The organism is Acidovorax sacchari, from assembly GCF_042847045.1.
Lineage (GTDB): Bacteria > Pseudomonadota > Gammaproteobacteria > Burkholderiales > Burkholderiaceae_C > Paracidovorax > Paracidovorax sacchari.
Genome location: NZ_AP035783.1, coordinates 5,435,923 through 5,460,578, shown reverse-complemented (window position 1 = coordinate 5,460,578; position 24,656 = coordinate 5,435,923). Strand labels below are relative to the sequence as shown.

The window sequence follows — 24,656 nt, the reverse complement described above, 5'->3', positions numbered from 1 at the left end:
GCTGCTGGATAAAACTCAACAATGGAATGCATGAATGTAAGCGTATGTGTGCGAGTCGGCAACGCCTGCCATCCAGGTGTCGCGTTCTGCCTCACAAGAGACTTGCAAGCAGGCATACGGGCCACCAGCTATCATTTCCTGTTTACCTGTACAGGCACGCACCGTGCAGACACCGCCTGCTCTTCCACCGTCTGATTCCCTCGCCTCGTCCAACGCGAAAGAGCCCGTGACGGAGCGGTATCTCGGCACCGCCCTGCGCGAGCAGCGCATCAGCATCCGCGGCGCGCGCACGCACAACCTCAAGAACATCGACCTGGACCTGCCGCGCAACCAGCTGGTGGTCATCACCGGGCTGTCGGGTTCGGGCAAGTCCAGCCTGGCCTTCGACACGCTCTATGCGGAGGGCCAGCGGCGCTACGTGGAGAGCCTGTCGGCCTATGCGCGGCAGTTCCTGGGCCGGCTGGACAAGCCGGACGTGGACCTGATCGAGGGCCTGTCGCCCGCGATCTCCATCGAGCAGAAAGCCACCAGCCACAACCCGCGCTCCACCGTGGGCACGGTGACCGAGATCCACGACTACCTGCGCCTGCTCTACGCCCGCGCCGGCACGCCCTACTGCCCCGAGCACGGCCTGCCGCTGGCCGCGCAGACGGTGAGCCAGATGGTGGACACCGTGCTGGCGCTGCCCGAGGACACGCGCCTCATGGTGCTGGCCCCGGTGGCGCGCGGCCGCAAGGGCGAGTTCACCGAACTGTTCGCGCAGATGCAGGCGCTGGGCTACGTGCGCTTCCGGGTCGATGGAACGATCCACGAGGTGGAGAACCTCCCCCAGCTCAAGAAGACCGAGAAGCACGACATCGACGTGGTGATCGACCGGCTGAAGGTGCGTTCCGATGCGCAGCAACGCCTGGCCGAAAGCTTCGAGGCCGCGCTGCGCGTGGGCCAGGAGGCAGCCGGCGCTGACGGCAACGGCCGCGTGCTGGCGCTGGAGATGGATTCGGAGCGGGAGCACCTGTTTTCCAGCAAGTTCGCCTGCCCGGTCTGCGGCTTCTCGCTGCCCGAACTGGAGCCGCGCCTGTTCTCGTTCAACTCGCCGATCGGCGCCTGCCCCACCTGCGACGGCCTGGGCCAGCAGGAGGTGTTCGATCCGGTGCGGGTCGTGGCTTTCCCGTCTTTAAGCCTGGCCAGCGGCGCCATCAAGGGCTGGGACCGGCGCAACGGCTATTACTTCGCCATGCTCGAGAGCCTGGCCCGGCACTACGGCTTCGATGTCGAGGCGCCGTTCGAGTCGCTGCCCGAACGCGTGCGCAGCGCCGTGCTGTACGGCTCCGGCGAGGAAGAGATCGCCTTCAGCTATATCCTGGACAGCGGCGCCAACAAGGGCAAGGCCGTCGTCAGGAAGCACCCGTTCGAAGGCATCCTGCCGAACATGGCGCGGCGCTACCGCGAGACCGATTCCACCGTCGTGCGCGAAGACCTCGCCCGCCTGCGCAGCACCCAGCCCTGCCCCGACTGCCACGGCACGCGCCTGCGGCTGGAAGCGCGCCACGTGCGCGTGGGCGAGGGCGAGCAGTCCCGCGCCATCTACGAGGTGAGCCGCGCCACCCTGGCCGAGGCCCGGGCCTGGTTCGGGGCGCTGCAGCTGACCGGCGCCAAGGCCGAGATCGCCGGCAAGGTGGTGCGCGAGATCGCCACGCGCCTCACCTTCCTGAACGACGTGGGCCTGAACTACCTGAGCCTGGACCGCAGCGCGGAGACGCTCTCGGGCGGCGAGGCGCAGCGCATCCGCCTGGCCAGCCAGATCGGCTCGGGCCTGACCGGCGTGATGTACGTGCTCGACGAGCCCAGCATCGGCCTGCACCAGCGCGACAACGACCGGTTGATCGCCACGCTGCAGCACCTGCGCGACATCGGCAACAGCGTGATCGTGGTGGAGCACGACGAAGACATGATCCGCGCCGCCGACCACTGCGTGGACATGGGCCCGGGTGCGGGCGTGCACGGCGGCCGCGTGATGGCCCAGGGCACGAGCGACGAGCTGAGCGCCCACCCCGAATCGCTCACTGGCCAGTACCTCTCTGGCGCGCGCTCCATTCCCGTTCCGGCGCGCCGCACACCCTGGCTGCCGGTGCTGGAGGCGCAGGCCGTGCCCGAGGCTCCGAAGAAGGGCAAGTCGCGTTTCCCGGAGACCGACGCGAGCCGCCGCCGCGCGGAGCGCATGGCCGAGCACCGCGCCACCCAGGGGCGCCTGCAGGCGCTGCGCGTGGTGGGCGCCACGGGCCACAGCCTGAAGCACGTGAGCGTGGAGTTCCCCGTGGGGCTGCTCACCTGCGTGACGGGCGTGTCCGGCTCGGGCAAGAGCACGCTGGTCAACGATACGCTCTACGCCGCCGTGGCACGCCAGCTCTACCGGTCCCACGACGAGCCCGCGCCGCATGAAGCGATCGAGGGCATCGAATACTTCGACAAGGTCATCAACGTCGATCAGTCGCCCATCGGCCGCACGCCGCGCAGCAATCCGGCCACCTACACGGGCCTGTTCACGCCGATCCGCGAACTGATGGCCGAGACCAACACCGCCCGCGAGCGCGGCTACGGCCCGGGGCGCTTCAGCTTCAACGTGGCCGGCGGGCGCTGCGAAGCCTGCCAGGGCGACGGCGTCGTGAAGGTGGAGATGCACTTCCTGCCCGATGTGTACGTGCCCTGCGACGTCTGCCATGGGCAGCGCTACAACCGCGAGACGCTCGAAGTGCAGTGGAAGGGCCGGAACATCGCGCAGATCCTGGACCTGACGGTGGAGGATGCCCACGCCTTCTTCCAGGATGTGCCGGCGATCGCCCGCAAGCTGCAGACACTGCTCGACGTGGGCCTGTCGTACATCCGCCTGGGGCAGGCCGCCACCACGCTCTCGGGCGGCGAGGCCCAGCGCGTGAAGCTGGCGCAGGAGCTGTCCAAGCGCGACACGGGCCGCACGCTCTACATCCTGGACGAGCCCACCACCGGCCTGCACTTCGCGGACATCGACCTGCTGCTGAAGGTACTGCACCAGTTGCGCGACGCCGGCAACACCATCGTGGTGATCGAGCACAACCTGGACGTCATCAAGACGGCCGACTGGATCATCGACATGGGGCCCGAAGGCGGGGCGGGCGGCGGCAACGTGGTGGCCGAGGGCACACCCGAGGAGGTGGCGGCGAACCCGGCGAGCCATACCGGGCGCTACCTGCAGCGGTATCTGGCGTGAGGCGGCCCCCGGCGGGGCGGCAGCGCAGGCCTATCGCCGCAGCAGCCGCGCCACCACCGGGTCCAGCGAGGCCATGAAGTCTTCCACCGCCTGGGTATAGCCGCCGTCCAGGCCCAGGTCGCCGTTGATCTCGCCGTGGTCCAGGGGCTGCGGCAGCACCGTGGCGCGGCTGCCCCGCGCGTGCACCTTGCGGGCCATGGATTCGGCCTGCAGGCAGGGCTGGTCGGGCCGCTCCGTGGAGCAGACGAACTGCCAGGGCGGCGTGCCGGCCACCAGTTGGTCGTAGGGCGACAACTGGGCCCACAGGGCCGGGTCGGTGCCGAAGGCCGCGTCGTAGAGCGGCAGGTGCGGCGCGGCCATGAACCGCGGCACGTCGAGCACGGCGCTGTCGAGAACGACCGTGCCGAGCCAGGGCCATGCCCCCCATTGCACCGCTGCGTCCGGCCGGGCATTGAGCAGGGCCACCAGGTGCGCCCCGGCCGAGTGCCCCATGAGGATGAACCGCCCCGCGTCCGCGCCCCATTCGCCCGCGTGCTGCTGGGCGGTGGCCAGCGCCAGGGCCACGTCCTGCGCCTGCTGCGCCACGGGCGTGTCGGGCAGCATGCGGTAGTTGATCGACACCAGCACGAAGCCCTGCGGCACCCAGCGGGCGACCTTGTGTTCCACCACCTTGGGCATGGCTTTGTCGCCGGTGCGCCAGGCGCCGCCATGCACCATGAAGATCACCGGCGCGCGCAGGCCGGGGGGCAGGACGCCGGCGGGCGGCAGGTACACGTCCATGCGCTGGCGTGCATCGTTGCCGTAGGGCTGGTTCGCGATCTTGCGCACCCCGGCCGGCAGGGCGGCCGTCGCACCTTGCGCGCGCTCGGCCCACCGGCTGCGCAGGGACTCGCGGCTGCCGTCGTCGCGCAGCCGTTGCTGGGCATGGCAGCTGGAGAGGATGCCCGCCAGCAGCAGGGCGGTGGAGGCGGTCCACCAGAGGGTACGGGGCATGGAGCGGTCCTTCTTCAGGCGTTGTGATCGGATCATGGGCGGCTGGGGCAGGCCATGGCCGCGCCGTTGGCGTCGAAGCAGTTCACCGTGTGCGTGGCGCCCGTGGCGCTGCTGTAGCTGGTGCTGGACTGCACGCTCTGGCCGGTGGCGGCGCTGGTGGCCGTGGTGTTGCGCTGCTGCGTCACGCTGCCGTCCGCCGCGTGACTGCGCTGGGCCTGGGTCTGCGAGCTGCCGGCGGCCCCCTGGGCACTGGCCGAGCGGGTGCTCTCGGTCGTGCCATCCGCCTGGCGCGTGGTCGAACTTTGGCGCTCCATGGTTCTGCCGCCCGGCCCTTCGGTGGCGGCGTGGCGGGTGCGGGTGGCGTTGCCTTCGCCGTCGGTCACCAGGCGGTGGCCGCGCATGCGTTCGCCGCCGCCGGGCCCCGAGCGCGCCACGCCGGCGGCGGCCGTGGTGCCACCTTCGGCATTGCGCCGCAGTACTCGGGCGCTTTCGGCTTGCGCTGTGCCCGCGGCCAGCAGGGCGGCGCACAGCGCCAGGGACAGCGTGGGGGGCAGGGCGGAAGGCAGCGAACGGTGACGGGACATGGCGGCTCCTTCGTGGCGGAACGGGAATGCACGCATGGTGCGCCCGCCCGACGCTGCCCGGATGAAGCGCGCGCGGCAAATCATGACAAGGCATGACAGGCCGTCCGGGGGCCGTCACCGCCTGTCATCATCGCGCCATGACCGAACCGCTCGCCAAGATCCTCGTGGCCGACGACGAGCCCGACCTGCGCGCCCTGCTGCAGCGCTACCTGGGCGACCAGGGATATGCCGTGCGCGCCGTCGATGGCGCGGCGCCCCTGGAGCGGCTGCTCGCGCGCGAACGCTTCGACGTGCTGGTGCTGGACGTGATGATGCCCGGCGAGGACGGCCTTTCGCTGTGCCGCCGCCTGCGTGCACAGGGCGAGACCATTCCCATCCTCATGCTGACTGCGCGTGGCGATCCGGTGGACCGCGTGGTGGGCCTGGAGATGGGGGCCGACGACTACCTGCCCAAGCCGTTCCAGCCGCGCGAGCTGCTCGCCCGCATCCAGGCCCTCGTGCGGCGCCAGCGCCTGCTGGGCGCGCACCACGGGCCCGCGGCCGCTGCCGCCGCGCCCGAGCGCATCGAGTTCGGCGATTGCACTCTCTGGCCCGGCGCCCGCAGGCTGCAGCGGGCGGGCCAGGAGGTGGACCTGTCCAGCACCGAATTCGCGCTGCTGCTGGCCTTCGCACGCCAGCCGCGCCGGCCGCTGGGGCGTGACAGGCTCATCGCGCTGGCCTACGGCCCCGGCCACGTGGCCACCGACCGCAGCATCGACGTGCAGGTCATGCGCCTGCGCAAGCTCATCGAACCGGATCCCGCGCACCCGCGCCACCTGCGCACCGTGTGGGGCGTGGGGTATGTCTTCCTGCCCGACGGGCCGGCCGTGGCGCCGGATGCTTCCGGCATGCCGGGAGCGCTGCCGTGAGCGATGCGACGCCCGGCGTGCCTTCCGGCCGCGGCTGGCCGCGCAGCCTGTTCGGCCGCCATCTGCTGCTGATCGTGGCCCTGGTCGTGGCCGGGCAGCTGTGCGCGGCCTGGATCGCGCGCCGTCTCATCGTGGAGCCGCGCATCGCCACGGCGGCCGAGGGCGCCGCGCGCCAGCTGGCCGCGTTGCGTGCCGGCCTGCAGGCCCTGCCGCCCGCGCAGCGGCAGGCCTTCCTGGATGCGTTCAACCGCCAGGTGGCCGGCGTGCAGGGCCGGGTGCAGGGGCCGGGCGCGCCCCCCGCCCAGGGCGGCCCTGCGATGACGCCGCTGGAGCGCCGCTTCCAGCAGGCCCTGTCGGACCGCCTGGGCGCCACCGGGTGGCTGGCACCCGGCACCGCGCCTGTCTGGTCGCGCGAGGGGCGGGGCGTGTTCTGGCTGCGCCTGCAGCCGCTGCCGGATGCGGGAGACGATCCGGCGGCGGCCTGGGTCGCGCTGCCGGTCACCGGCACGTTCCGCGCTTTCACGGGGGCCTGGCTGGCGGCCACGCTGGCCGGCGGGCTGCTCGCGCTGGCCGGCGCAGCCTGGCTGCAGCGGCAACTGCACCGGCCGCTGCGGCGCGTGGTGGCGGCGGCGCAGGCCATCGCGCGCGGACAGGACCACATGCCCTTGCCAGAGGATGGTCCGCAGGAGATCGCCGCGCTCGCGCACAGCATCAACCACATGGCCGATGCTCTGCAGGCGACCGACCGCGAGCGCGCGCTGATGCTCGCCGGCATCTCGCACGACCTGCGCACGCCGCTCACCAAGCTGCGCCTGGCGGCGGAGATCGCCCGCCCCCGCATGGAGCCGGCCCTGGTCGCGAGCATGGAGCGCAGCGTGGACGAGATGGATGCCGTGGTGGTGCAGTTCATGGATTTCGCGCGGCTGGATGCAGGCACGGAAGTGCGCGAGGCCGCGCACGCCGCGCCCCTGGATGCGCTGGCCGAGGCCCTGGCGCAGGCCCAGGCCGATCACGGCCGCACGCTCGTGCTGGAGTGCGGCGCGCCCACGCCCGTGGCCGTGCAGCCCCAGGCATTGCGCCGCGCGGTGGAGAACCTCGTCGAGAACGCCTGGCGCCATGGCCTGCCTCCCGTGGTGCTGCGCACGGGCGAGGATGCGGACGGCGCCATCGCCTGGATCGAGGTGGCCGACAGCGGTGCCGGCATCGACCCGGCCGATCTGGAGCGCCTGCGCCGTCCATTTGCGCGCGGCAGCGGCACGGCCCGCGCCGGCACGCCGGGCGCCGGCCTGGGCCTGGCCATCGCCGACCGCGTGGCCCGGCTGCACGGCGGACGGCTCGACCTGCGTGGGGGCCCGGGGCAGGGGTTGCGGGCGCGCATCATGGTGCCCCTGCGGCCTGTCCACAGCGATACGTCCGGTCCAGGCCGCGAATAGGCCCCCTCCAGGCCGGCAGCGTGGTAGCGCTCCGCGCGGAAGGCTTCAGCCCATGAACCCCAGGTTCACCGGGTACGCCGACCCTCCGAAATTGCCGATGCGCGGCAGCACGCCCGCCATCTCGGTGCTCGCCACGCCGAACCAGCGCGCGAGCGTGGCGGCATATTGGTCCACGGCGGTGCTGGGCAACAGGCGCCCCTGGCCCACGTGCCACTGGTCCTCGCTGCCGCTGCCGTTGCCCACGCTGACGGGCGGGGGCGTGCCGTAGAAGGCCGCACCGCGCACCGCGCCGCCCACGACGAAGTGGTGGCTGCCCCAGCCGTGGTCGGAGCCGTCGCCGTTCGACGTGAGCGTGCGGCCGAAGTCCGACGCGGTGAAGGCCGTGACCTTGTCCGCCACGCCCAGTTCCACCGTGGCGTTGTAGAAGGCGGTCATGGCGCTGCTCACCTTGTCCAGCAGTACCTGCTGGGTGGCGATGAGGTTGTCGTGCAGGTCGAAGCCGCCCAGCGAGACGAAAAATACCTGCCGCTTCGTGCCGAGCGTGCCCCGCGCCGCGATCAGCCGTGCCACCACCTTGAGCTGGTCGGCGAGGGCGTTGTTCGTGGGAAAGGCGGTGGACAGGCTCGTGCCGGCCAGAGCCGCGGAAATCTGCCCTTCCGCGCCGATGGAGCGCTGCGTGACGCGCGCGTATTCCGCCTCCAGCACGTGGCTGCTGGCGGTCTGCACCAGTTCGCCGAGCACGCTGCGTACCGCGCTGGAGCCATAGACATTGTTCTTCACGCCGTTGATGGGCACGGCGCCGCTGGGGCTGATCTGGTACTGCAGCGCCTGATCGCCCGCCAGGAACACGGCATTGCCGCTGGCCGAAATGCAGGTGAAGAGCGAGGTGGCGTTGGACGACAGCGCGAGGTCGCCCAGGTTGCCGCCCCAACCCACGGTGGAGCCTTCTGCGCCCTGTGACTGCCACACCGATTGCTGGTCGTTGTGCGAGAAGAGCTTGGGCGGCAGCGGATAGTTGCGCCGGTCGCCGCTCGCGTACTGCGCGCGTGTGAGCGGCAGCAGCAGCGGGCCCACGTTGAGCTGAACGGCCGCGTGGCCGGCGTTGAAAAGGCCGGCCATGCCGGTCATGGCCGGATGCAGCGCGTACTGCAGGCCACCTGACAGCGGCGTGGCAGGCTGCAGCAGCGTGGCGCCCAGCGCCGCGCGCCCGAGCGCGATGCCGCCGGCCGCGCCGTCGGAGCCGCCGCCGCGGATGGCGGCGTACTGCGCGTAGCGGGTGCTGTCGTACGGCACGACGGTGTTGGCGTAGTCGCAGCCGCCGAACAGGAAGACGCAGACCAGCGCCTTGTAGTCCTGCGCATCGAAGGCGGCGGCTTCGCCCATCGCGGCGAGGTTGAGCGCCATGGGCAGCGCGGCGCCGGTGGCGGCGAGCTGGGCAGAGCGGCGCAGGAAGGCGCGGCGCGTGTGGCGTGCGGGGTCGATGAACGGCATGGAATGGGCTCCGGTGGGGGGACGGCGCGGGCCGCTCACTTCTGCACGAGATAGGCCGGGCAGGCCATGACCAGGAAAACGGCTGCGGCGACGCGGTTGAGCTTGACCGCCGCGCTGCTCGAGGCCGTGACCGGCGTGGCTGCCAGCGCGTTGGCGATGCGCGCCTGCGTGACATCGGAGATCTGCCCCCCCGACAGCAGCAGCGCCGCCTTGCGCACCAGCGCGGCCGGATCGGTCACCAGCGGGAGCAGGGCGGCATAGTCGCAGGTGATGTCGAAGCCATTGTTGCCGTTGCTCGCATTGTTCTGCGGCAGGTCGGGCGCGTTCACGTAGAGGCCGTTGCGGATCGCGTTCTGCATGAAGTTCAGGTAGCCGCCCACGCTGGATTCGGTGACGATCTGGAATTCCGGCGCCACCTGCCCGGCGGACGCCATGGCCGTGGAGGGCGGCACGTAGCCCGGACGGAAGAAGTTGAACACCGACGGCGAGCGCAGCGGGCTCTGTCCCAGCCGCGAGGCCGGATCGCTCAGGTCGCCGAGTTTCCAGCTGCCCCGGGCCGACCGCAGGCCGAACGTGCGGCCCCACTGCACGAAGCGCACCATGGGCTCGCGGAGCCGGCCGAAGGAGGCGCTGGAGAGGCCGGCAGCACCCCGTGCCTCGCTGTCGAGCAGGATCGCGGCCACCACGGCGCGCAGATCGCCGCGCACGCCGCTGCCGTTGTCCGCGAAGGCGGCCGCCACCCGCGCCACGTAGGCGGGACTGGGGTTGCTCGTCACCAGCCGCTGGATGAGCTGCCGGCCGATGAACGGTGCGACGTTGGGGTGGTTGAAAAGCGTGTCCAGCGCGGTCTTCAGGGCCGCGTCGCCCGGGGTGCCCGCGGCGATCGTCGTGCCCAGGAAGGTGGCGGCCAGCGCCGAGTGCCGGCTGGCGACCAGCACCATCGGCCGCCCCGCCTGCTGGGGCCCCGGCACGGTGCTGGTGCCCACGATGAAGGACTGGTTCTGGCTGCGGTCGTAGTCATAGCCGGTGAACACCCGCGCGAGGTTGCTCACGTCGGAAGCCCCGTAGGTATCCATCCGGTTGCCGTTCGCGTCGCGCTGCTCGGTGCCGTCGGCGTTCAGCCGGTACAGCCCCAGGGTGAAGAGCTGCATCACCTCGCGGGCGTAGTTCTCGTCCGGCTGGCGGCCGGTGCGCGCATCCTCCTTCTGGCTGCCCAGGGCGTTGAGGTACACGCCCATGGCGGGGTTGAGCGTCACGGCCTCCAGCAGCGCGCGGAAATTGCCGAAGGCATGCCGGTTGAGCACGTCCCAGTAGCCGGCCGCGAGGAAGGCGGGCCAGGGCTGGTTCAGCCCGTTGGTGGACACCACCATGATCTCCGAGAGCGCCAGCGCCACGCGCTTGCGCACGGCATCGCGCTCGGTGAACTGCTGGCTCCACAGCATGTAGTCGGCGGGATAGGAGGCGTTGTGGTAGCGCGTGTCCGCGTTCGCCACGCCATAGCCGCGCTGTGCCAGCCAGTCGGTGCCCGTCGTGCCGATAGGCTGCGCGAACTGGTCGGCCAGCCATGCGGCGTAGCCTTTGGTGCGCACAGCGGCGATGTCCTCGTCGGTGGCGGAGAACTGGGCCTGGAGCAGGAAGCGCGCCGCTTCCGCATCGGTGGAGGGCGCAGCGGAGGTCGAGCCGCCGGAGTTGACGGCAGTGGCTTCTGCAGAAGCCGCCGGATCGCCGCTGCTGCCCCCGCCGCATGCGGCCAGCAGGCCGGCGGTGGTGAAGGCCGCCAGGGCGGGCGGGACCGGGGACGCCAGTCCGGGGGAGGAACCGGGCCGCGCCAGGTCAGCGGGCGGCACCTCGGCGGTGGCCGTGGGTGTGGGGTGCATGGGTCAGCTTCCGTTTCAGCGGAGGCGGCAAGGACCGCCGGATCCGGGAACCCGTGCCTAACGCAATGCGCTGTTCCCGGTTGTCAGCATGCACGCCGGTTTGCGGAAAAATCGTGACCAAATGTTATGCGGGCTGGGTGGTGTTGTGCGGCCGAGTCACCACGCCTGCCATGGCGTGGCTGGTCAGGTGGCGGTCAGGCGGTCAGGCCCTGGCCGATGTGCAGCGCACCGCCTGCGCCGGGCTCGTCGCCCGCCGCGAGCCGGAAGACCGCCGCCGCGCGCACCAGTTCGTCCGCCTGCGCGCGCAGGCCATTGGCCGCAGCGGCCATCTCCTCGACCAGCGCCGCGTTCTGCTGGGTGGCCTGGTCCATCTGCGTGACGGCCTCGCCCACCTGCGCGACGCCCTGGCTCTGTTCCTGGCTGGCTTCGCTGATCTCGCCCATGATGCCCGTCACGCGCTGGATGGCCTGCACCACCTCGGCCATGGTGGCGCCCGCCTGGTCGGCGAGTTCGCCGCCCTGCTGCACGCGCTGCACGCTGTTGCCGATAAGCGCCTTGATTTCCTTGGCGGCCTCGGCGCTGCGGCCCGCCAGGGCCCGCACCTCGCCTGCCACCACGGCGAAACCCCGGCCCTGCTCGCCGGCGCGAGCGGCTTCCACGGCCGCGTTCAGCGCCAGGATGTTGGTCTGGAACGCAATCGAATCGATCACCCCGATGATGTCGGCGATCTTGCCGGACGCGGTGCGGATGCCCTGCATGGTCTGCACCACCTGCGTCACCACCTCCCCGCCCTGGGCGGCGACCAGGCTGGCATTCATGGCGAGCTGGTTGGCCTGGCGCGCGTTGTCCGCGTTCTGCCGCACGGTGGCCGTCATCTGCTCCATCGAGGCGGCGGTTTCCTCGAGGGCGCTGGCCTGGCTTTCCGTGCGGGCCGAGAGATCCATGTTGCCCTGGGCGATCTCTGCGCTGGCCGTGGCCACGCCCTCGGCACCGCCGCGCACCTGGGCCACCATGGGCTTGAGGCGCGCGCGCATCCGCTGCTGCGCCGCGATGAGTCGGCCGACCTCGTTGGTGCCGTGCGGCACGTCGTCGCCGCTCAGGTCGCCGTCGGCCACCGCGCTGGCCAGCCGCACCGCCTGCGCGAGGGGCTGGGTGATCGAGCGCATGAACACCACGCCCAGGCCCACGCCCAGCGCGAGCGCGAGCAGCAACGCGGCCGAGGCGGCGCCCAGCTTGCGCTGGTCGGCGGACACGCGCTGTTGCAGCGCGGCGTCCAGGCTGGCCATGGCGGTGGTATTGAGCTGGTTCAGTGCTTCCAGCGTGCCGGTGAGCTGGTCGAAATAGTCCTTGGCGGGCATGGTGATCTCGCTGGCCGACAGCAGGCTGCGGTCCACCAGCTGGCGCGATGCCGTCACGCGCGTGCGCACGTCCTGCACCGGGCCGGCCAGGGCCTTGCGCAGGTCATCGTCCGCCAGCGCGCGCTCGAAGTTGCGGAAGGTATCCGCCTCCAGCTCGCCCACGCGCTGCTGCAGCGCCTGCAGCGCGCCCTTGCCTTCCGGCGGCAGGGCCTGGCGTGCGAGGTAGCCGGAGCCCTGCCCGCGCAGCAGGCCGAGCTTTTCCCCGAGCAGGGGCGAGTTCACCACGGCGGCCTGGATCAGGTCCTGCGTGGCCATGTCCGGGTCGGTCTGGAAACCGTAGTGGTGCAGCAGTTCTTCCCCGATCTGCATCAGCGTCGCCACGAGCTGCGTGTGCCGGGCGAGGCTCTGCGGTGGCTGCAGCGAACGTGCGGAGACGGCCTGCTCCAGGCTCTGCCACGTCTGCGCGGCGGCGCTCCAGGCCTGCATCTGGGCCTGTGGCACCCGGGCCTGGGCGAAAACCTTTCCGGCCTCCGCGAAAGCCTGGTTGAGCGCATCGCGCGCGGCGGGCCGGCGCGCCGCCAGCACCTCGTCGCCACCCAGCATGGCCGCGGACAGCCCTCGGTGCACCTGCAGACGCTGGACCGCCTTGTTCACCGCGATCAGCGCCGGCGCACCCTGGCTTTCAAAACGGGCAGCGCCGATCTGCTGGAGCGCGCCACCCACGTACAGCACGGTGGGCAGCGCGCCCATGAGCAATGCGATCACCCCGAGGATCAGAAATTTGTGGAGCAGGCTCAATCGATGCAGCATGGACATGTGTTGGCGGTCTGTGGGGGTGAAAGGGCTTGCGCGGCGGCCCCTCCCCCCGCGCGCGGTTGCCGGCGATTCGCCACCGTGCGTAAGCAATTGTGAAACACGCCCCAAGCAAATGGTATGCCGGGAGATGGAAAAATTGACCGACATCAAGTCTGCGCCATCTTCATAATCCCTGAGGTCGGCGACCTTGCAACGCGACAGTCGCGGGCTCCCTGGCGGGTACTTCTCCGCCATGCCGTACGTGCCTCTTCCTCCTTCCCATGCTTCCCCGGTTTCCCATGTCTTTCCTGCCTGCGTCTTTCCTCGCCACACCGCTTCCGGCGCGGCTCCACGCCACGTCCGCGAAGGCCCGCACTGCCGGCGGCGGTCGCGGGAGCCGCCGGTGAGCGCCGGCCCGCAATCCGCGCCGCTGGCCCCGCGCGATCTGCTGGCGGCGCTCGTGGTCGTCGTGCTCTGGGGCGTCAACTTCGTCGCCATGAAATGGGGGTTGCGTTCCTTCACCCCCTTCCAGCTGGGCGCCATGCGCTACGTGTTCGCGGCCCTGCCACTCGTGTTCTTCCTGCGGCCGCCCGCCGTGCGCTGGCGCTGGGTGGTGCTCTACGGGCTTTTCCAGGGGGTGGGGCAGTTCGGCATGGTCTTCCTCGCCTTGCGCGTGGGGCTGACCGCGGCGCTGGCGAGCGTGCTATTGCAGACCCAGGTCTTCTTCACCGCCTTCTGGGCCTTCCTGCTGCTGCACGAGCGGCCGGGCCGGCCGCTGCTCGTCGGGCTGGGCCTGGCCGCGCTGGGCCTGGCCTGTTTCGGCATGCATTTCGTCGCGCCCGGCGTGGTCTCGGACGACGTGACCCTGGCAGGCGTGGGGCTCGCGCTGTGCGGCGCCGCGTCCTGGGCCGCATCGAACATCGTGGCGCGCAAAGCCCAGCAGGAGTCGCCGGGCTACCGGCCCCTGGCCTTCGTGGCCTGGAGCAGCCTCGTGCCCATCCTGCCCTTCATGGCGCTGTCCGCCGTCTTCGATGCCGATGCTCCGCGCTGGATGCAGGCCGATGCCTGGGCCGCGCTGCCCTGGCTGGCCTGGGGCTCTGTCGCCTACCTCGGCTGGGCGGCCACCATCCTGGGCTACGGCCTCTGGACCGGGCTGCTGACGCGCTACCCGGCCAACCGCGTGGCGCCGTTCAGCCTCGCCGTGCCGGTGGTCGGCCTGTCCGCGGGCATGCTCGTGCTCGGCGAAACCGTCTCGCCATGGCAGTGGGCCGGTATCGCGGCGATCGTGGCCGCACTCGCCTGCGTGGTGCTGGGGCCGCGCTGGGCCGCGGCACGGCGGCGATAGGCCCCAGGCCCGCGCGTCTTACCGGGCCGGTGTCCAATCGGTGCCATGGGCATCCACCACCTCTACCTTGCGATAGCGATCGGCGCCGAGGTCCTCGCGACCTCCTTCCTCAAGGCCTCGGACGGCTTCACCCGGCCCGTGCCGAGCCTGGTCACCGTGGCCGGCTACGGCGTGTCGTTCTACTTCCTGTCGCTCACCCTGCAGGCGATTCCCACGGGCATCGCCTATGCCATCTGGTCCGGCGTGGGCATCGTGCTCGTCTCGACCATCGGCTGGCTGGCCTACGGCCAGCGGCTGGACGGCCCCGCGCTGGCCGGCATGGGGCTGATTCTGGCGGGCGTGCTGGTGATCAACCTGTTCTCCCGCACGGCCGGCCATTGATACGAGTTCGCAATCAAAGCGATAACCGCGTCGCCTTGTTCTCGCCTGGATTGCAAACCCGTATGAGGCGGCGCAGCGACTACAGCGACCGCCGCCGCGCGAAGCGCACCACGGTCACGCCCGCGCGGGCCTGGCGCGTGGAGGGCATCACCAGCACGCAGTCGTCGTAGGGCGTGGCGACGGGCTCGCCATCGTTGTCGCCGATCACCGTGCCGGCCCGGGGGATCACCTCCAGGGCCGCCACGGGCCGCGTGAAGCGGAAGCGGTTGCTGCGCGCCACGACCGGGCCGGTCACTTCCAGCACCCACTGCCGCGGCGCATCGGGCTGCCGCCAGCCGGGCAGCGCCCGCGCCAGCGTGGCCGCGTCCAGCGAGCCTGCCGCCTCCAGGAACCGCACGCACTGGTCGCGTGCCACCGTACGGCTGGCCGGGTCGCCATGGAAGCCGCACTCGATGAGCAGCGAGCGCGTGCCGTCGGCGCCCGCTTCCTCGGCATCCGGCCGGCCGAAGCGGCCGTAGTCGCGCATGCGCACGCCGTCCTGGTGGCCGGCATCCGCCACCACGTGTTCGGGGGCGCCCATGCGCCGGGCCAGATCCTGGTTGCGCGCATGCATGCCGGTGAGCAGCAGCGGCGCGCCGGGTTCGTGCATGGAGTGCAGGTCGAGCAGCCAGCGGGCCTCGCGCACGAACGGGCGCAGCGCGGCGGCGCGGCGGCGCTCCTGCGTGTCCGCGGCATCCAGGCGGTCGTCGCTCCACTGGCGATTCATGTCCTGGTCCACGAAGCGCGAAGCGTCGTGGTCCCGCGGGTCGAAGCGGTCGAAGGCCGCCAGGTTGCAGAACGCCAGGGTGAGCCGGCCCGCCCCGGGGCGGATGCCGGCCTCCAGCAGGTCGCGCAGCGCCCAGGCACCGCACAGCTCGTTGCCGTGCACGAGCGCGGTGATCAGCACGTCCGGGCCGGGCACGCCGGAGTCGAAGCGCCAGACGCCTTCGGTGCCGGTGTTGCCGGCGCGCCATGCGCCGAGGTCGGGCTTCGGAAGCTCGAAATGCAGGGAGGAATCAGCGGTATGGGGTGGCACAGGCATCACTCTTCGATCTTGGCGAACTGGACGATCTTGCGGTACTTGGCCACTTCGGCGGCCAGATAGGCGTCGAGGTCCACGGTTGGAGAGGCTACGACCGATCCACCGGCTTCCATCTTCTTGCGGAATTCCGGCGACTGCAGGGCTTCGCGCGTCGCCTTGCGCAGCTTGTCCGCGACCGGACGCGGCAGGTTTGCGGGGCCCATGAGCGCGAACCACACGTTGATGTCTACGTTCTTGAACTGCGGCAGTTCGGCCAGGGCCGGGATGTCGGGCGTGATCGCCGAGCGGTGCGCTTCGGTCGTGCCCAGCGCGACCACCTTGCCGCTGCGGATGTGCGGCAGCGCGCTGGAGAGCACGAACACGCCGAACTCGATGTTGTTGCCCATCAGGTCGCTGGTCAGCGGTGCCACGCCGCGGTAGGGAATGTGCGTCATGAAGAGCTGGCCCTGCTCCTTGACCATTTCACCGGCCAGGTGCAGTGAAGTGCCCACGCCCGAACTGCCGTAGCTGGTCTTGCCCGGCTGCGAGCGCACGCGCTGCACGAACTCGGCAGCATTCTTCACGCCCGAGCCGGTGGACGCCACCAGCACCAGCGGCTGCGATGCCACCAGCGCCAGAGCGGTGAAATCCTTGACGTCGTACTTGACCTTCTTCGTGACGAGCCGGTTGATGGCGATCTCGTTGCTCGCGCCCAGCAGCAGCGTGTAGCCGTCGGGCGCGCTGCTGGCCACCTTCTGCGCGCCGATCGCGCCGCCGGCCCCGCCGAGGTTCTCGATCACGACCGGCACGCCCAGGCGCGAAGAGAGTTCCGGCCCCAGGGTGCGGGCCGTCAGATCCGTGCTGCCGCCGGGCGGATAGCCCACGACCAGCGTGATCGGCCGCGCGGGCCAGGCGTCCTGCGCAAGGGCGGACTGGGGTCCGGCCATGGCGGCGGCCAGCGCCAGCGAGGCGAGCAGGGCGAGCGCGCGGCGGCGGCCAGGGTCACTGGCCTGGAAGGGGTGGAATGAGGACATGGGACGATCTCCGTGGGCGGTAGGGATGTGCAGAGGGTGGGCCGATTGTGGGAGCCGTGTGCCGATGCGTGGTGCCGAATGGGCACGATTGCGTGCCGATCCGGCACCGCCACGCGGCAGGGGCTCGGCTGTCAGGCGCGTGCGAGGGCCTGCCAGACCGCCTCGGCGGCATCGGTGAGCCGGCGCTTGGGCCGCACCAGGCGCACGTCGAACCGCAGCTCCAGGCGGCGCTCGCCGGCCGGCGCGAGCCGTCCGGCCTGGCAGTCGGCCCGCACCATGGACCACGGCAGCCAGGCCACGCCCAGCCCGCGGTGCACGTACTCGTACTGCGCATCGGCCGAGTCGCATTCGATGATGCGGCGCAGCCGTGGTGCCAGCGGGTGCCGGGCCAGCAGGTCTTCCACCAGGCGGCCGAGCGCCAGCGTGTCGGCATAGGCGAGGTAGGGCACGGCCGGGCCCGACGAGGCCAGCGCGTGCCGCGGCAGGCCCTGGGCATCCGTGCGCGATACGGGCACCAGCCGGTCGGACGCGAGCGTGGCGTGCGCGTACGAGCGCCCGTCCAGACGCACTTCGAGCGCGGCGTGGTGGTAGCCCAGCCAGAAGTCCGCTTCCCCGCGCTCCAGCATCTCCACCGTCTGTGCCAGCCCGTTCGTCACCACCCGCAGTTCCGCCGACTGCAGCACAGCGCGCAGGCGCGGCAGGGCGTCTGCCAGCGCCGTGCGTGCGAGCGTGCGGCCCGTGGCGATGGTGACCGACCGCGCCTGCCGGCCGGCGATGGCGCGCAGCTCTTCCTGCGATTGCGAAAGCTCGCGCGCCAACTGCTCGGCCGTCGCGAGAAAGGCCGTCCCCGCTGCGGTGAGGCGCACCGGTCCACCCGCACCGCTGCGGCTACGGAGCGGGCCCGTGTCCTGCTCCGCCTCCGGACTGCCGCGTTCTACCAGGGCCGTGCCGGCCCAGGCCTCCAGCGCACGGATGCGCCGCCCGAACGCGGGATGCGTGACATGCCGCTGCTCGGCAGCACGCGTGAAGCTGCGCTCGCGCGCCAGCGCGATGAAGTCCTCCACCCATTTGAGCTGCATGCAGAGGGTGGATGGGTTGGCGGTGATGGCTGGTTGGCCCGGCCTCAGCCCCGCGCCGCGTTCAACGCAGCGCGCGTGGCCTGCGCCGCCTGCCGCGCCGCAGCGGCGAAGCCTTCATCCGCGCTCGCATACAGGATGGCGCGCGAGGAGTTCACGACGATCGGGCCGTCCGGCCGCAGGCCGGCGCGCACCGTGGCCGCCGCGTCACCGCCCTGGGCGCCCACGCCGGGGATGAGCAGCGGCAGCGTCGGGGCGAGGGCGCGCACGCGCTCGATCTCGGCCGGGTAGGTGGCGCCCACCACCAGGCCCAACTGGCCGTTGCGGTTCCATGGGCCCTGGGCCTGCCGCGCGATGTGTTCGAACAGCAGCGGCTGTCCGTCCACGCTCGCCAGGCGCTGGCTCTGCAGGTCGTCGCCGCCCGGGTTGGAGGTGCGGCACAGCAGGAAGGCACCCTTGCCGTGGTAGGCCAGGTAGGGCTCGATGGAGTCGAAGCCCATGAAGGGCGAGAGCGTCACCGCGTCGGCACCGTAGCGCTCGAAGGCCTCGATCGCGTACTGCTGGGCCGTGGAGCCGATGTCGCCGCGCTTGGCGTCCAGGATCACGGGCACGTGCGGAGCGGTGGCGCGCATGTGCCGCATGAGGCGTTCGAGCTGCTCTTCCGCGCGATGGGCGGCGAAATATGCGATTTGCGGCTTGAAGGCGCAGGCCAGGTCGGCCGTGGCATCGACGATTGCCGCACAGAAGTCGTAGATGCGGCCGGCATCGCCGCGCAGGCCGGCGGGAAAGCGCGATGGCTCGGGGTCCAGGCCCACGCAGAGCAGGGAGTCGTTGCGCGCGGTGGCGCCGCGCAGCATGTCGATGAAGGTCATGGCCGGGATTGTAGAAGGCGCCCCCGCGCCGCCGGGCCGGGTGCCGCGCACGACTGCGCGGGTTGCGCCTCCCCGATACGATCCGCTTCCATGCCCGTACTCACTTGCCGCCAGCTCGCCGTGCTCGTTGTCCTGACCCTGGTGTGGGGGCTGAACTGGCCGGTGATGAAGCTGGGCGTGACGGGATTTCCGCCGCTGACCTTCCGCGTGCTGGTGCTCGGCCTGGGCCTGCCGCTGCTCGGCGCGGTGCTGGCGGCCCTGCGCCTGCCCTTCGCCGTGCCGCGCGCCTACTGGTGGCCCCTCGCGGGCCTGGGTCTCGCGAACATGGTGGTGTGGTACGTGCTGGCCATCCTGGCCATCCCCGAGCTCTCGAGCGGACGGGCGGCCATCCTGGGCTACACCATGCCGATCTTCTCGGCGGTGCTGGGTGCCGCCTGCTTCGGCGAACGCCTCGCACCGCGGGCCTGGGGCGGCGTCGCGGCGGCGGCCGGTGGCGTGTTGCTGCTGCTGTGGCACGAGCTGAGCGCCCTGGGCGGTCGGCCCTACGGCGTGCTGCTGATGCTTTCGGCCGCGGCCGCCTGGGGGTTGGGCACGCAGCTGCTGCGGCGCAGCACCATCCCCCTGCCCACGCTCACGATGTCGTTCTGGATGACGGTGCAGACGCTGGCGGTGCTGGTCGTGCTGTCGGTGGTGTTCGAGCGTGACCGCTGGGCGATGCCCACGCCGGTCGTGTGGGGTGCCGTGCTCTACAACGCCGTGCTGGCCTTCGGCTTCGCGCAGCCGGCCTGGTTCTACCTGGCACGCACTCTGCCGCCCGTGGCCTCTACTCTGTCCGTGATGTTCATCCCCGTGCTTGGCGTGTTCGGCGGCGCGTTGTGGCTGGGCGAGCGGTTGCACTGGCAGGACTGGGTGGCCGTGGCGCTGATGGTGGCCGCCATCGCCTCGGTGCTGTGGCCGGACAAGAGAGCGTGAAGACACAGATCCCGCCAGATTGACGGGATCAAGGCACGATGTGATCGGATGCGATGCGTTCGCTGCCGCCCACGGTTCCTAGAATGCGGCCATGCCTCCGGCTTGCCGGGGCCGTGTCTTACTTCCTTCCTCGTTCCTACACCGCACAGGAGCCTTCACGCATGCAACTCACCAGCCACAGCTTCCAGGACGGGCAGGCCATTCCCGGCGAATTCGCCTTCGCCGTGCCCGATACGGCGGCGCACGTCGCGCTGTCCGGCAACCGCAACCCGCACCTGGCCTGGAGCGGCGCACCGGCCGGCACGCAGTCGTTCGCCATCGTCTGCCATGACCCGGACGTGCCCAGCCAGGGCGACGATGTGAACCAGGAGGGCCGCACCGTGCCCGCCAGCCTGCCCCGCGTGGATTTCTTCCACTGGCTGCTGCTCGACATTCCCGCCGACCGCACCGAGATCGCCGCCGGCTCCCATTCCAGCGCCGTCACGCCGCGCGGCAAGCCCGGCCCCGCCGCGCCGGAGGGCCTGCGCCACGGCATCAACGACTACACGGGCTGGTTCGCGGGCGACCAGGACATGCGGGGCGACTACTACGGCTACGACGGCCCCTGCCCGCCCTGGAACGACGCCATCGTGCACCACTACGTCTTCACGGTGTACGCGCTCGGCACCCCCACGCTGCAGGTCGAAGGGCCGCTGACCGGCGCCAACGTGCGCGCCGCGCTGGCCAGGGCACCCGTGCTGGCCGAGGCCCGCCTGACCGGCCTGTACACACTCAACCCGGCCGTCGCCCTGCCGTGACGGGAGTGGTGCCGGCACCTGCCGCGGCAGCGCCCTCCGGTGCGCCCGTACTGCGGCGCAGTCTGTGCCAGCTCGCCCGTCCGACCCTGGCCACGGTGCAGCACACGCCGCGATTCGCGTTCCAGGACGCCACTCTGTTGCAGGTGCAGGACGGCCGGCTCGATCTGGTGACCGGCACGCAGCGCCTGTCCGTCACCGGTGGCCCCACGCTGCTGCTGGTCGATCCCGGCACCTGTGCAGACCTGCACAAGACGCCGTGCGGCACCGCCCGGCGGTTCCGCTCCGTGCTGCTCGTGCTGGATGCCGGCCTGCTGGAGTCGTTCCAGCGCGGCCGGGCTGGGGGTGTGCCGGCCGCCGCGCCGCAGGCGCCTTTCCGGGCGCTGCCGCTGGACGACGATCTGGCCCGCACCCTCGGCCATGCCGTGGACGGCGTGGGCGCCGCGCACATCGGCGACGAGCGCCTGCACTACCGTCTGCTGGACCTGCTGTGCGCGCTGCACGAGCGCGGACATGCCTTCCGGCCCGCGTTTCACCATGCCACCACCCGGCGCCTGCGCGCGCTGCTGGGCGCCGCGCCCGAACAGCGCTGGACGGCGGCGCTGGCCGGTCACGCCCTCGCGATGAGCGAAGCCACCCTGCGCCGGCGCCTGGCGGCCGAGCAGCAACGCTTCGATGCCCTGCTGGCCGACGTGCGCATGCAGCACGCGCTGATGCTGCTGCAGACCACCGGCTGGAGCATTCCGCGCATCGCGCTGGCCTGCGGCTACCAGTCCCGTGCGCGCTTTGCCGAGCGCTTCCGCGGCCGATTCGGCTACCTGCCTTCCACGGTGCGCTGAAGGGCTCCAAAGCAAAAGCCCGCAGGCAGTGCGCCAGCGGGCTTGCGTCCTGATGCCTGAAAACTGCAGATCAGCCCTGGGCGCGCTTCTGCAGGATCTCGAAGGCCGGCAGCGTCTTGCCCTCCAGCACTTCCAGGAAGGCGCCGCCGCCCGTGGAGATGTAGCCCACGTTCTTCTCGATGCCGTATTTCGCGATCGCGGCGAGCGTGTCTCCGCCGCCGGCGATGCTGAAGGCCGGCGACTCGGCGATGGCCTGGGCGATGGCCTTGGTCCCGTTCTCGAAGGCCGCGAACTCGAACACGCCCACCGGGCCGTTCCAGACGATGGTGCCGGCGGCCTTGAGCTGGGCGGCCAGCTTCGCGGCCGTCTGCGGGCCGATGTCCAGGATCAGGTCGTCCTCGGCGACGTCGGTGGCGGCCTTGACGGTGGCGGGCGCATCGGCCGAGAAGGTCTTGGCGACCACCACGTCGGTGGGAATCGGCACCTCGGCGCCGCGCGCCTTCATGGCTTCGATCACGGCCCGGGCCTCTTCCACCAGGTCGGGCTCGGCCAGGCTCTTGCCGATCGACAGGCCTGCGGCCAGCATGAAGGTATTGGCGATGCCCCCGCCCACGATGAGCTGGTCCACCTTGTTGGACAGGCTCTTGAGGATGGTCAGCTTGGTGGACACCTTGCTGCCCGCCACGATGGCGGCCAGCGGCCGCGCGGGCTGGGCCAGCGCCTTGCCGATGGCATCGATCTCGGCGGACAGCAGCGGGCCGGCGCAGGCCACCTTCGCGTACTCTGCGATGCCGTAGGTCGTGCCCTCGGCACGGTGCGCGGTGCCGAAGGCATCATTTACGTAGATGTCGCAGAGCTTGGCCATCTTCTGCGCCAGCTCCGGCTTGTTCTTCTTTTCGCCCACGTTCACGCGGCAGTTTTCCAGCAGCACGACCTGGCCGGGCTGCACCTGCACGCCGTCCACCCAGTCGGCTACCAGGGGCACTTTGCAGCCGAGCAGTTCCGACAGGCGCGCCGCCACGGGCGCGAGCGAGTCCGCGGGCGTGAGCGTGCCTTCCGTGGGACGGCCGAGGTGGCTCGTCACCATCACCGCGGCGCCTGCGTCCAGCGCCATCCGGATGCACGGCACGGATGCGCGGATGCGCGTGTCTTCGGTGATGCGGCCGTCGTCGTCCTGGGGCACGTTCAGATCGGCGCGGATGAACACGCGCTGGCCGCGGGCCTGGCCTTGGGCGCAGAGGTCGGAAAAGCGAAGGATTTGCATGGGCTGGAAGGGTATGGAAAAGCCCGGCCGGCCACCGGGAGTGGCGGGTGGGCGGCTGGTGCGAAAAAACTGCGAGGGATTGTAGGCGCGCAGAGCGCGGGCGCTACCAGCCCAGGCCGATGTGCAGCGGCAGATAGACCGCCATGCCCACGCAGATCGTGCCCAGGATGCCGCGGCGCCAGAAATAATAGGCCGCTGCGCAGGCCATGGCCGGCAGCCGGGCGTCCTGCAGGGTACCGATGAATTCACCGCCCGCCATGAAAAGCTCCGGCGCCAGCACGGCCGCCAGCGCCGCGAGCGGGGCGTACTTCAGCCCGCGCTTGAGCCAGTCGGGCATGGGGACTTCCTTCTCGGGAATCATGAAGAAGGCACGCGTGATGAGCGTGATCAACGCCAGTCCCACGGTCGCCACCACGATCTCCGTCACCGAGGCATCCATGCCGCCTCCCCCGCGCGTTGCCATGCGCTGCTCATGGATGGTCCTCCTCGCGCAGCGGCACCACGTCGCCGTCCTGCACGTGCTTCTTCTCGTCCGGCCGCAGCGTGCCGTGCGCCGGCACGAGCCGTACCTCGGGCCTGCGCCGCAGGTGGCGGTCCGCCGCCTCGATCAGCAGCCCGGCGGCCACGGCAGCGGCGATCGCGACCAGGATGTTGAGCTTGAGCGGCAGAGAGAACGCAGCGATCGCCGCCGTCATGGCCACGCCCGTGGCGATCCAGGTGGCGCGGTCGAAGAGCATGGACAGCAGCACCCCCAGCAGCGCCAGCACGCCCGCGAAGCCCAGCCCCCAGGACAGCGGCACCACGTTCGCCAGCAGGATGCCTGCGATGGACGGCACCTGCCACGACAGCCAGTTCAGCACCGCCGCTCCCCAGAAATAGGGCACCTGCTCGGCCTGCGGCGCGGGCCGCGGAAAGCGCTTCATGAACGCCACGAAGATCACGTCGCCGCTGAAATACCCCACCGCCAGCCGCTGGCGGCGCGGCAGCCAGGCGAAATAGCTGCGCCACATGCTGCTGAAGATGACGAACCGCAGGTTCACGCACGAGGCGGCGAGCCACATCACCCACAGCGGCGCCCCCGCGGTGAGCAGCGGCAGCACGGTGAGCTGGGCGCTGCCTGCATAGACGGTGAGCGACATGAAGATCGCCAGTCCCACGGGCATGCCGCTCTTGACCATCGCCACCCCGGTCACCAGTCCCCAGGCGCCGATGCCCACGCTGGTGCCGATCATGTCGGTCATCCCGGTGCGGAAAAACGGATGCCGCACCATCTCCCCCGCCGACCTCGGCACGGTGCCGGATGGTTCGCTGGAGGGCGCGTCCCCGGGCATGTTCATGCGCCGGCCTCGCCGCCGAGCACCATGCCCGGCACCAGCGGATGGCCGCGCAGGAAATCACCCACCGGCAGCCGCTTGCCGCCCGCGCGCTGCAGCACCGTGAGGCGCAGCACGCCGCCGGGCGCTTCCGGCCCTCCGCAGGCCACGGCCACGCCGGCATCATCCACCTGCAGGATCTCCCCGGGCCGCGAGCCCTCCGGCGGCGGCGTTTGCAGCGGCTCGCAGCCCCAGACCTTGATGGTCTCGACGCCGCACTGCGTCGAGGCGCCGGGGAACGGATCGAACGCGCGCACGCGCCGGTCGATCGCCGCGGCGGGCAACTTCCAGTCGATCGCGCTCTCGGCCTTCTCGATCTTGTGCGCGTAGGTCACGCCCTCGGCCGGCTGGGGCGTGGCCGCCAGCCCGCCGCAGGCGGCCAGTTCCATGGCCTCCACGATCAGCCGGCCGCCCAGGCCGGCCAGCCGGTCATGCAGCGTGGCCGTGGTCTCGCGCGGCGCAATGGCGGTTTTTTCAATGAGCAGCATGGCCCCCGTGTCCAGGCCGGCATCCATCTGCATGATGGTCACGCCCGTCTCGGCGTCGCCCGCCTCGATGGCGCGGTGGATGGGCGCCGCGCCACGCCAGCGCGGCAGCAGGCTCGCATGGATGTTCAGGCAGCCCAGCCGGGGCAGGTCCAGCACCCACTGCGGCAGGATCAGGCCGTAGGCCGCGACCACCATGGCGTCGGCGTCGGCCGCCTCCAGCGCGGTGCGCGCCGCGGCGGCGTCCTCGGCATATTTGCCGTCCAGCCGCAGCCCGCGCGGCTGCGCCACTGCGATGCCGTGGGCCAGTGCGCACTGCTTGACGGGCGACGCCTGCAGCTTCATGCCCCGGCCGGCGGGACGGTCGGGCTGGGTGAGCACGAGGGGGACTTCGGCGCCCGCGGCGAGCAGGCGCTCCAGGGCCACCCGGGCGAACTCGGGCGTGCCCGCAAAAATGATCTTCATGGCAACGGAAAAA

21 protein-coding genes are annotated in these 24,656 nt (G+C 71.2%); 8 read left to right on the top strand and 13 right to left on the bottom strand.

Annotated elements, in window-relative coordinates; all coding sequences use genetic code 11:
- Positions 1-226 precede the first annotated feature (226 nt).
- Positions 227-3,244 carry an excinuclease ABC subunit UvrA gene (gene uvrA / locus ACGHC0_RS24225; protein ID WP_415268457.1) on the top strand — a complete coding sequence of 1,006 codons (3,018 nt, stop codon included), beginning with the start codon at positions 227-229 and terminating at the stop codon, positions 3,242-3,244.
- Positions 3,245-3,274: 30 nt separating this feature from the next.
- Here uvrA and ACGHC0_RS24220 read toward each other — a convergent pair whose 3' ends face one another.
- Together ACGHC0_RS24220 and ACGHC0_RS24215 are read right to left on the bottom strand one after the other, a co-directional pair.
- The gene (locus tag ACGHC0_RS24220; protein WP_415267002.1) at positions 3,275-4,237 is read right to left on the bottom strand and encodes an alpha/beta hydrolase; all 963 of its coding nucleotides are present in this window, start codon (positions 4,235-4,237) and stop codon (positions 3,275-3,277) included.
- Positions 4,238-4,269: 32 nt separating this feature from the next.
- Positions 4,270-4,821, bottom strand: coding sequence for a hypothetical protein (locus ACGHC0_RS24215; protein WP_415267001.1), 552 nt, complete (start codon positions 4,819-4,821; stop codon positions 4,270-4,272).
- A 137-nt stretch (positions 4,822-4,958) separates the two neighbouring features.
- Here ACGHC0_RS24215 and ACGHC0_RS24210 point away from each other — a divergent pair, with 137 nt between their 5' ends.
- Positions 4,959-5,729, top strand: coding sequence for a response regulator (locus tag ACGHC0_RS24210; RefSeq protein ID WP_415267000.1), 771 nt, complete (start codon positions 4,959-4,961; stop codon positions 5,727-5,729).
- A complete protein-coding gene (locus ACGHC0_RS24205) occupies positions 5,726-7,162 on the top strand; it encodes an ATP-binding protein (protein ID WP_415266999.1) in 1,437 nt (478 codons plus the stop codon). The genes ACGHC0_RS24210 and ACGHC0_RS24205 overlap by 4 nt, the downstream gene beginning before the upstream one ends.
- A 45-nt stretch (positions 7,163-7,207) precedes the next feature.
- Here the strand turns inward: ACGHC0_RS24205 and ACGHC0_RS24200 are convergent, their stop codons facing one another.
- The 3 genes from ACGHC0_RS24200 to ACGHC0_RS24190 form a co-directional block, all read right to left on the bottom strand.
- Positions 7,208-8,653, bottom strand: coding sequence for a DUF1501 domain-containing protein (locus ACGHC0_RS24200; RefSeq protein ID WP_415266998.1), 1,446 nt, complete (start codon positions 8,651-8,653; stop codon positions 7,208-7,210).
- Between the two features lie 35 nt (positions 8,654-8,688).
- Entirely contained in the window at positions 8,689-10,530 is a 1,842-nt protein-coding gene (locus ACGHC0_RS24195; protein WP_415266997.1) for a DUF1800 domain-containing protein, read from the bottom strand.
- 194 nt (positions 10,531-10,724) lie between these two features.
- Entirely contained in the window at positions 10,725-12,704 is a 1,980-nt protein-coding gene (locus tag ACGHC0_RS24190; protein ID WP_415266996.1) for a methyl-accepting chemotaxis protein, read from the bottom strand.
- A gap of 382 nt (positions 12,705-13,086) precedes the next feature.
- Here ACGHC0_RS24190 and ACGHC0_RS24185 point away from each other — a divergent pair, with 382 nt between their 5' ends.
- Positions 13,087-14,028, top strand: a complete 942-nt coding sequence (locus ACGHC0_RS24185; RefSeq protein WP_368353334.1) for an EamA family transporter — start codon at positions 13,087-13,089, stop codon at positions 14,026-14,028.
- 45 nt (positions 14,029-14,073) lie between these two features.
- Positions 14,074-14,409 carry an SMR family transporter gene (locus ACGHC0_RS24180; RefSeq protein ID WP_368353333.1) on the top strand — a complete coding sequence of 112 codons (336 nt, stop codon included), beginning with the start codon at positions 14,074-14,076 and terminating at the stop codon, positions 14,407-14,409.
- 79 nt (positions 14,410-14,488) lie between these two features.
- Here ACGHC0_RS24180 and ACGHC0_RS24175 read toward each other — a convergent pair whose 3' ends face one another.
- The 4 genes from ACGHC0_RS24175 to pyrF all read right to left on the bottom strand — a co-directional run bounded on the left by ACGHC0_RS24175 (position 14,489) and on the right by pyrF (position 18,451).
- Positions 14,489-15,490, bottom strand: a complete 1,002-nt coding sequence (locus tag ACGHC0_RS24175) for a succinylglutamate desuccinylase/aspartoacylase domain-containing protein (RefSeq protein ID WP_415266995.1) — start codon at positions 15,488-15,490, stop codon at positions 14,489-14,491.
- Positions 15,490-16,503, bottom strand: coding sequence for a Bug family tripartite tricarboxylate transporter substrate binding protein (locus tag ACGHC0_RS24170; protein ID WP_415266994.1), 1,014 nt, complete (start codon positions 16,501-16,503; stop codon positions 15,490-15,492). Before ACGHC0_RS24170 ends, ACGHC0_RS24175 begins: the two co-directional genes overlap by 1 nt.
- Before the next feature lie 131 nt (positions 16,504-16,634).
- Positions 16,635-17,582: a LysR family transcriptional regulator gene (locus ACGHC0_RS24165; RefSeq protein ID WP_415266993.1), complete on the bottom strand. Its 948-nt coding sequence runs from the start codon at positions 17,580-17,582 to the stop codon at positions 16,635-16,637.
- A gap of 44 nt (positions 17,583-17,626) precedes the next feature.
- Complete coding sequence (gene pyrF, locus ACGHC0_RS24160) at positions 17,627-18,451, bottom strand: orotidine-5'-phosphate decarboxylase (RefSeq protein ID WP_415266992.1); 825 nt, start codon at positions 18,449-18,451, stop codon at positions 17,627-17,629.
- 90 nt (positions 18,452-18,541) lie between these two features.
- On the opposite strand from pyrF, the gene ACGHC0_RS24155 reads away from it, so the two are divergent.
- The 3 genes from ACGHC0_RS24155 (at position 18,542) to ACGHC0_RS24145 (ending at position 21,056) form a co-directional block, all read left to right on the top strand.
- A complete protein-coding gene (locus ACGHC0_RS24155) occupies positions 18,542-19,423 on the top strand; it encodes a DMT family transporter (protein ID WP_415266991.1) in 882 nt (293 codons plus the stop codon).
- Between the two features lie 161 nt (positions 19,424-19,584).
- Entirely contained in the window at positions 19,585-20,220 is a 636-nt protein-coding gene (locus ACGHC0_RS24150; protein WP_415266990.1) for a YbhB/YbcL family Raf kinase inhibitor-like protein, read from the top strand.
- Complete coding sequence (locus ACGHC0_RS24145; RefSeq protein ID WP_415266989.1) at positions 20,217-21,056, top strand: AraC family transcriptional regulator; 840 nt, start codon at positions 20,217-20,219, stop codon at positions 21,054-21,056. Before ACGHC0_RS24150 ends, ACGHC0_RS24145 begins: the two co-directional genes overlap by 4 nt.
- Before the next feature lie 70 nt (positions 21,057-21,126).
- On the opposite strand, the gene ACGHC0_RS24140 is transcribed toward ACGHC0_RS24145, so the two are convergent.
- The 4 genes from ACGHC0_RS24140 to fmt form a co-directional block, all read right to left on the bottom strand.
- Positions 21,127-22,320 carry a phosphoglycerate kinase gene (locus ACGHC0_RS24140; protein WP_415266988.1) on the bottom strand — a complete coding sequence of 398 codons (1,194 nt, stop codon included), beginning with the start codon at positions 22,318-22,320 and terminating at the stop codon, positions 21,127-21,129.
- Between the two features lie 103 nt (positions 22,321-22,423).
- Positions 22,424-22,759: an AzlD domain-containing protein gene (locus ACGHC0_RS24135; RefSeq protein WP_368355699.1), complete on the bottom strand. Its 336-nt coding sequence runs from the start codon at positions 22,757-22,759 to the stop codon at positions 22,424-22,426.
- Positions 22,760-22,790: 31 nt separating this feature from the next.
- Entirely contained in the window at positions 22,791-23,591 is an 801-nt protein-coding gene (locus tag ACGHC0_RS24130; RefSeq protein WP_405045376.1) for an AzlC family ABC transporter permease, read from the bottom strand.
- A 62-nt stretch (positions 23,592-23,653) separates the two neighbouring features.
- The gene (gene fmt / locus ACGHC0_RS24125; protein WP_415266987.1) at positions 23,654-24,643 is read right to left on the bottom strand and encodes a methionyl-tRNA formyltransferase; all 990 of its coding nucleotides are present in this window, start codon (positions 24,641-24,643) and stop codon (positions 23,654-23,656) included.
- Between the last annotated feature and the right edge of the window lie 13 nt (positions 24,644-24,656).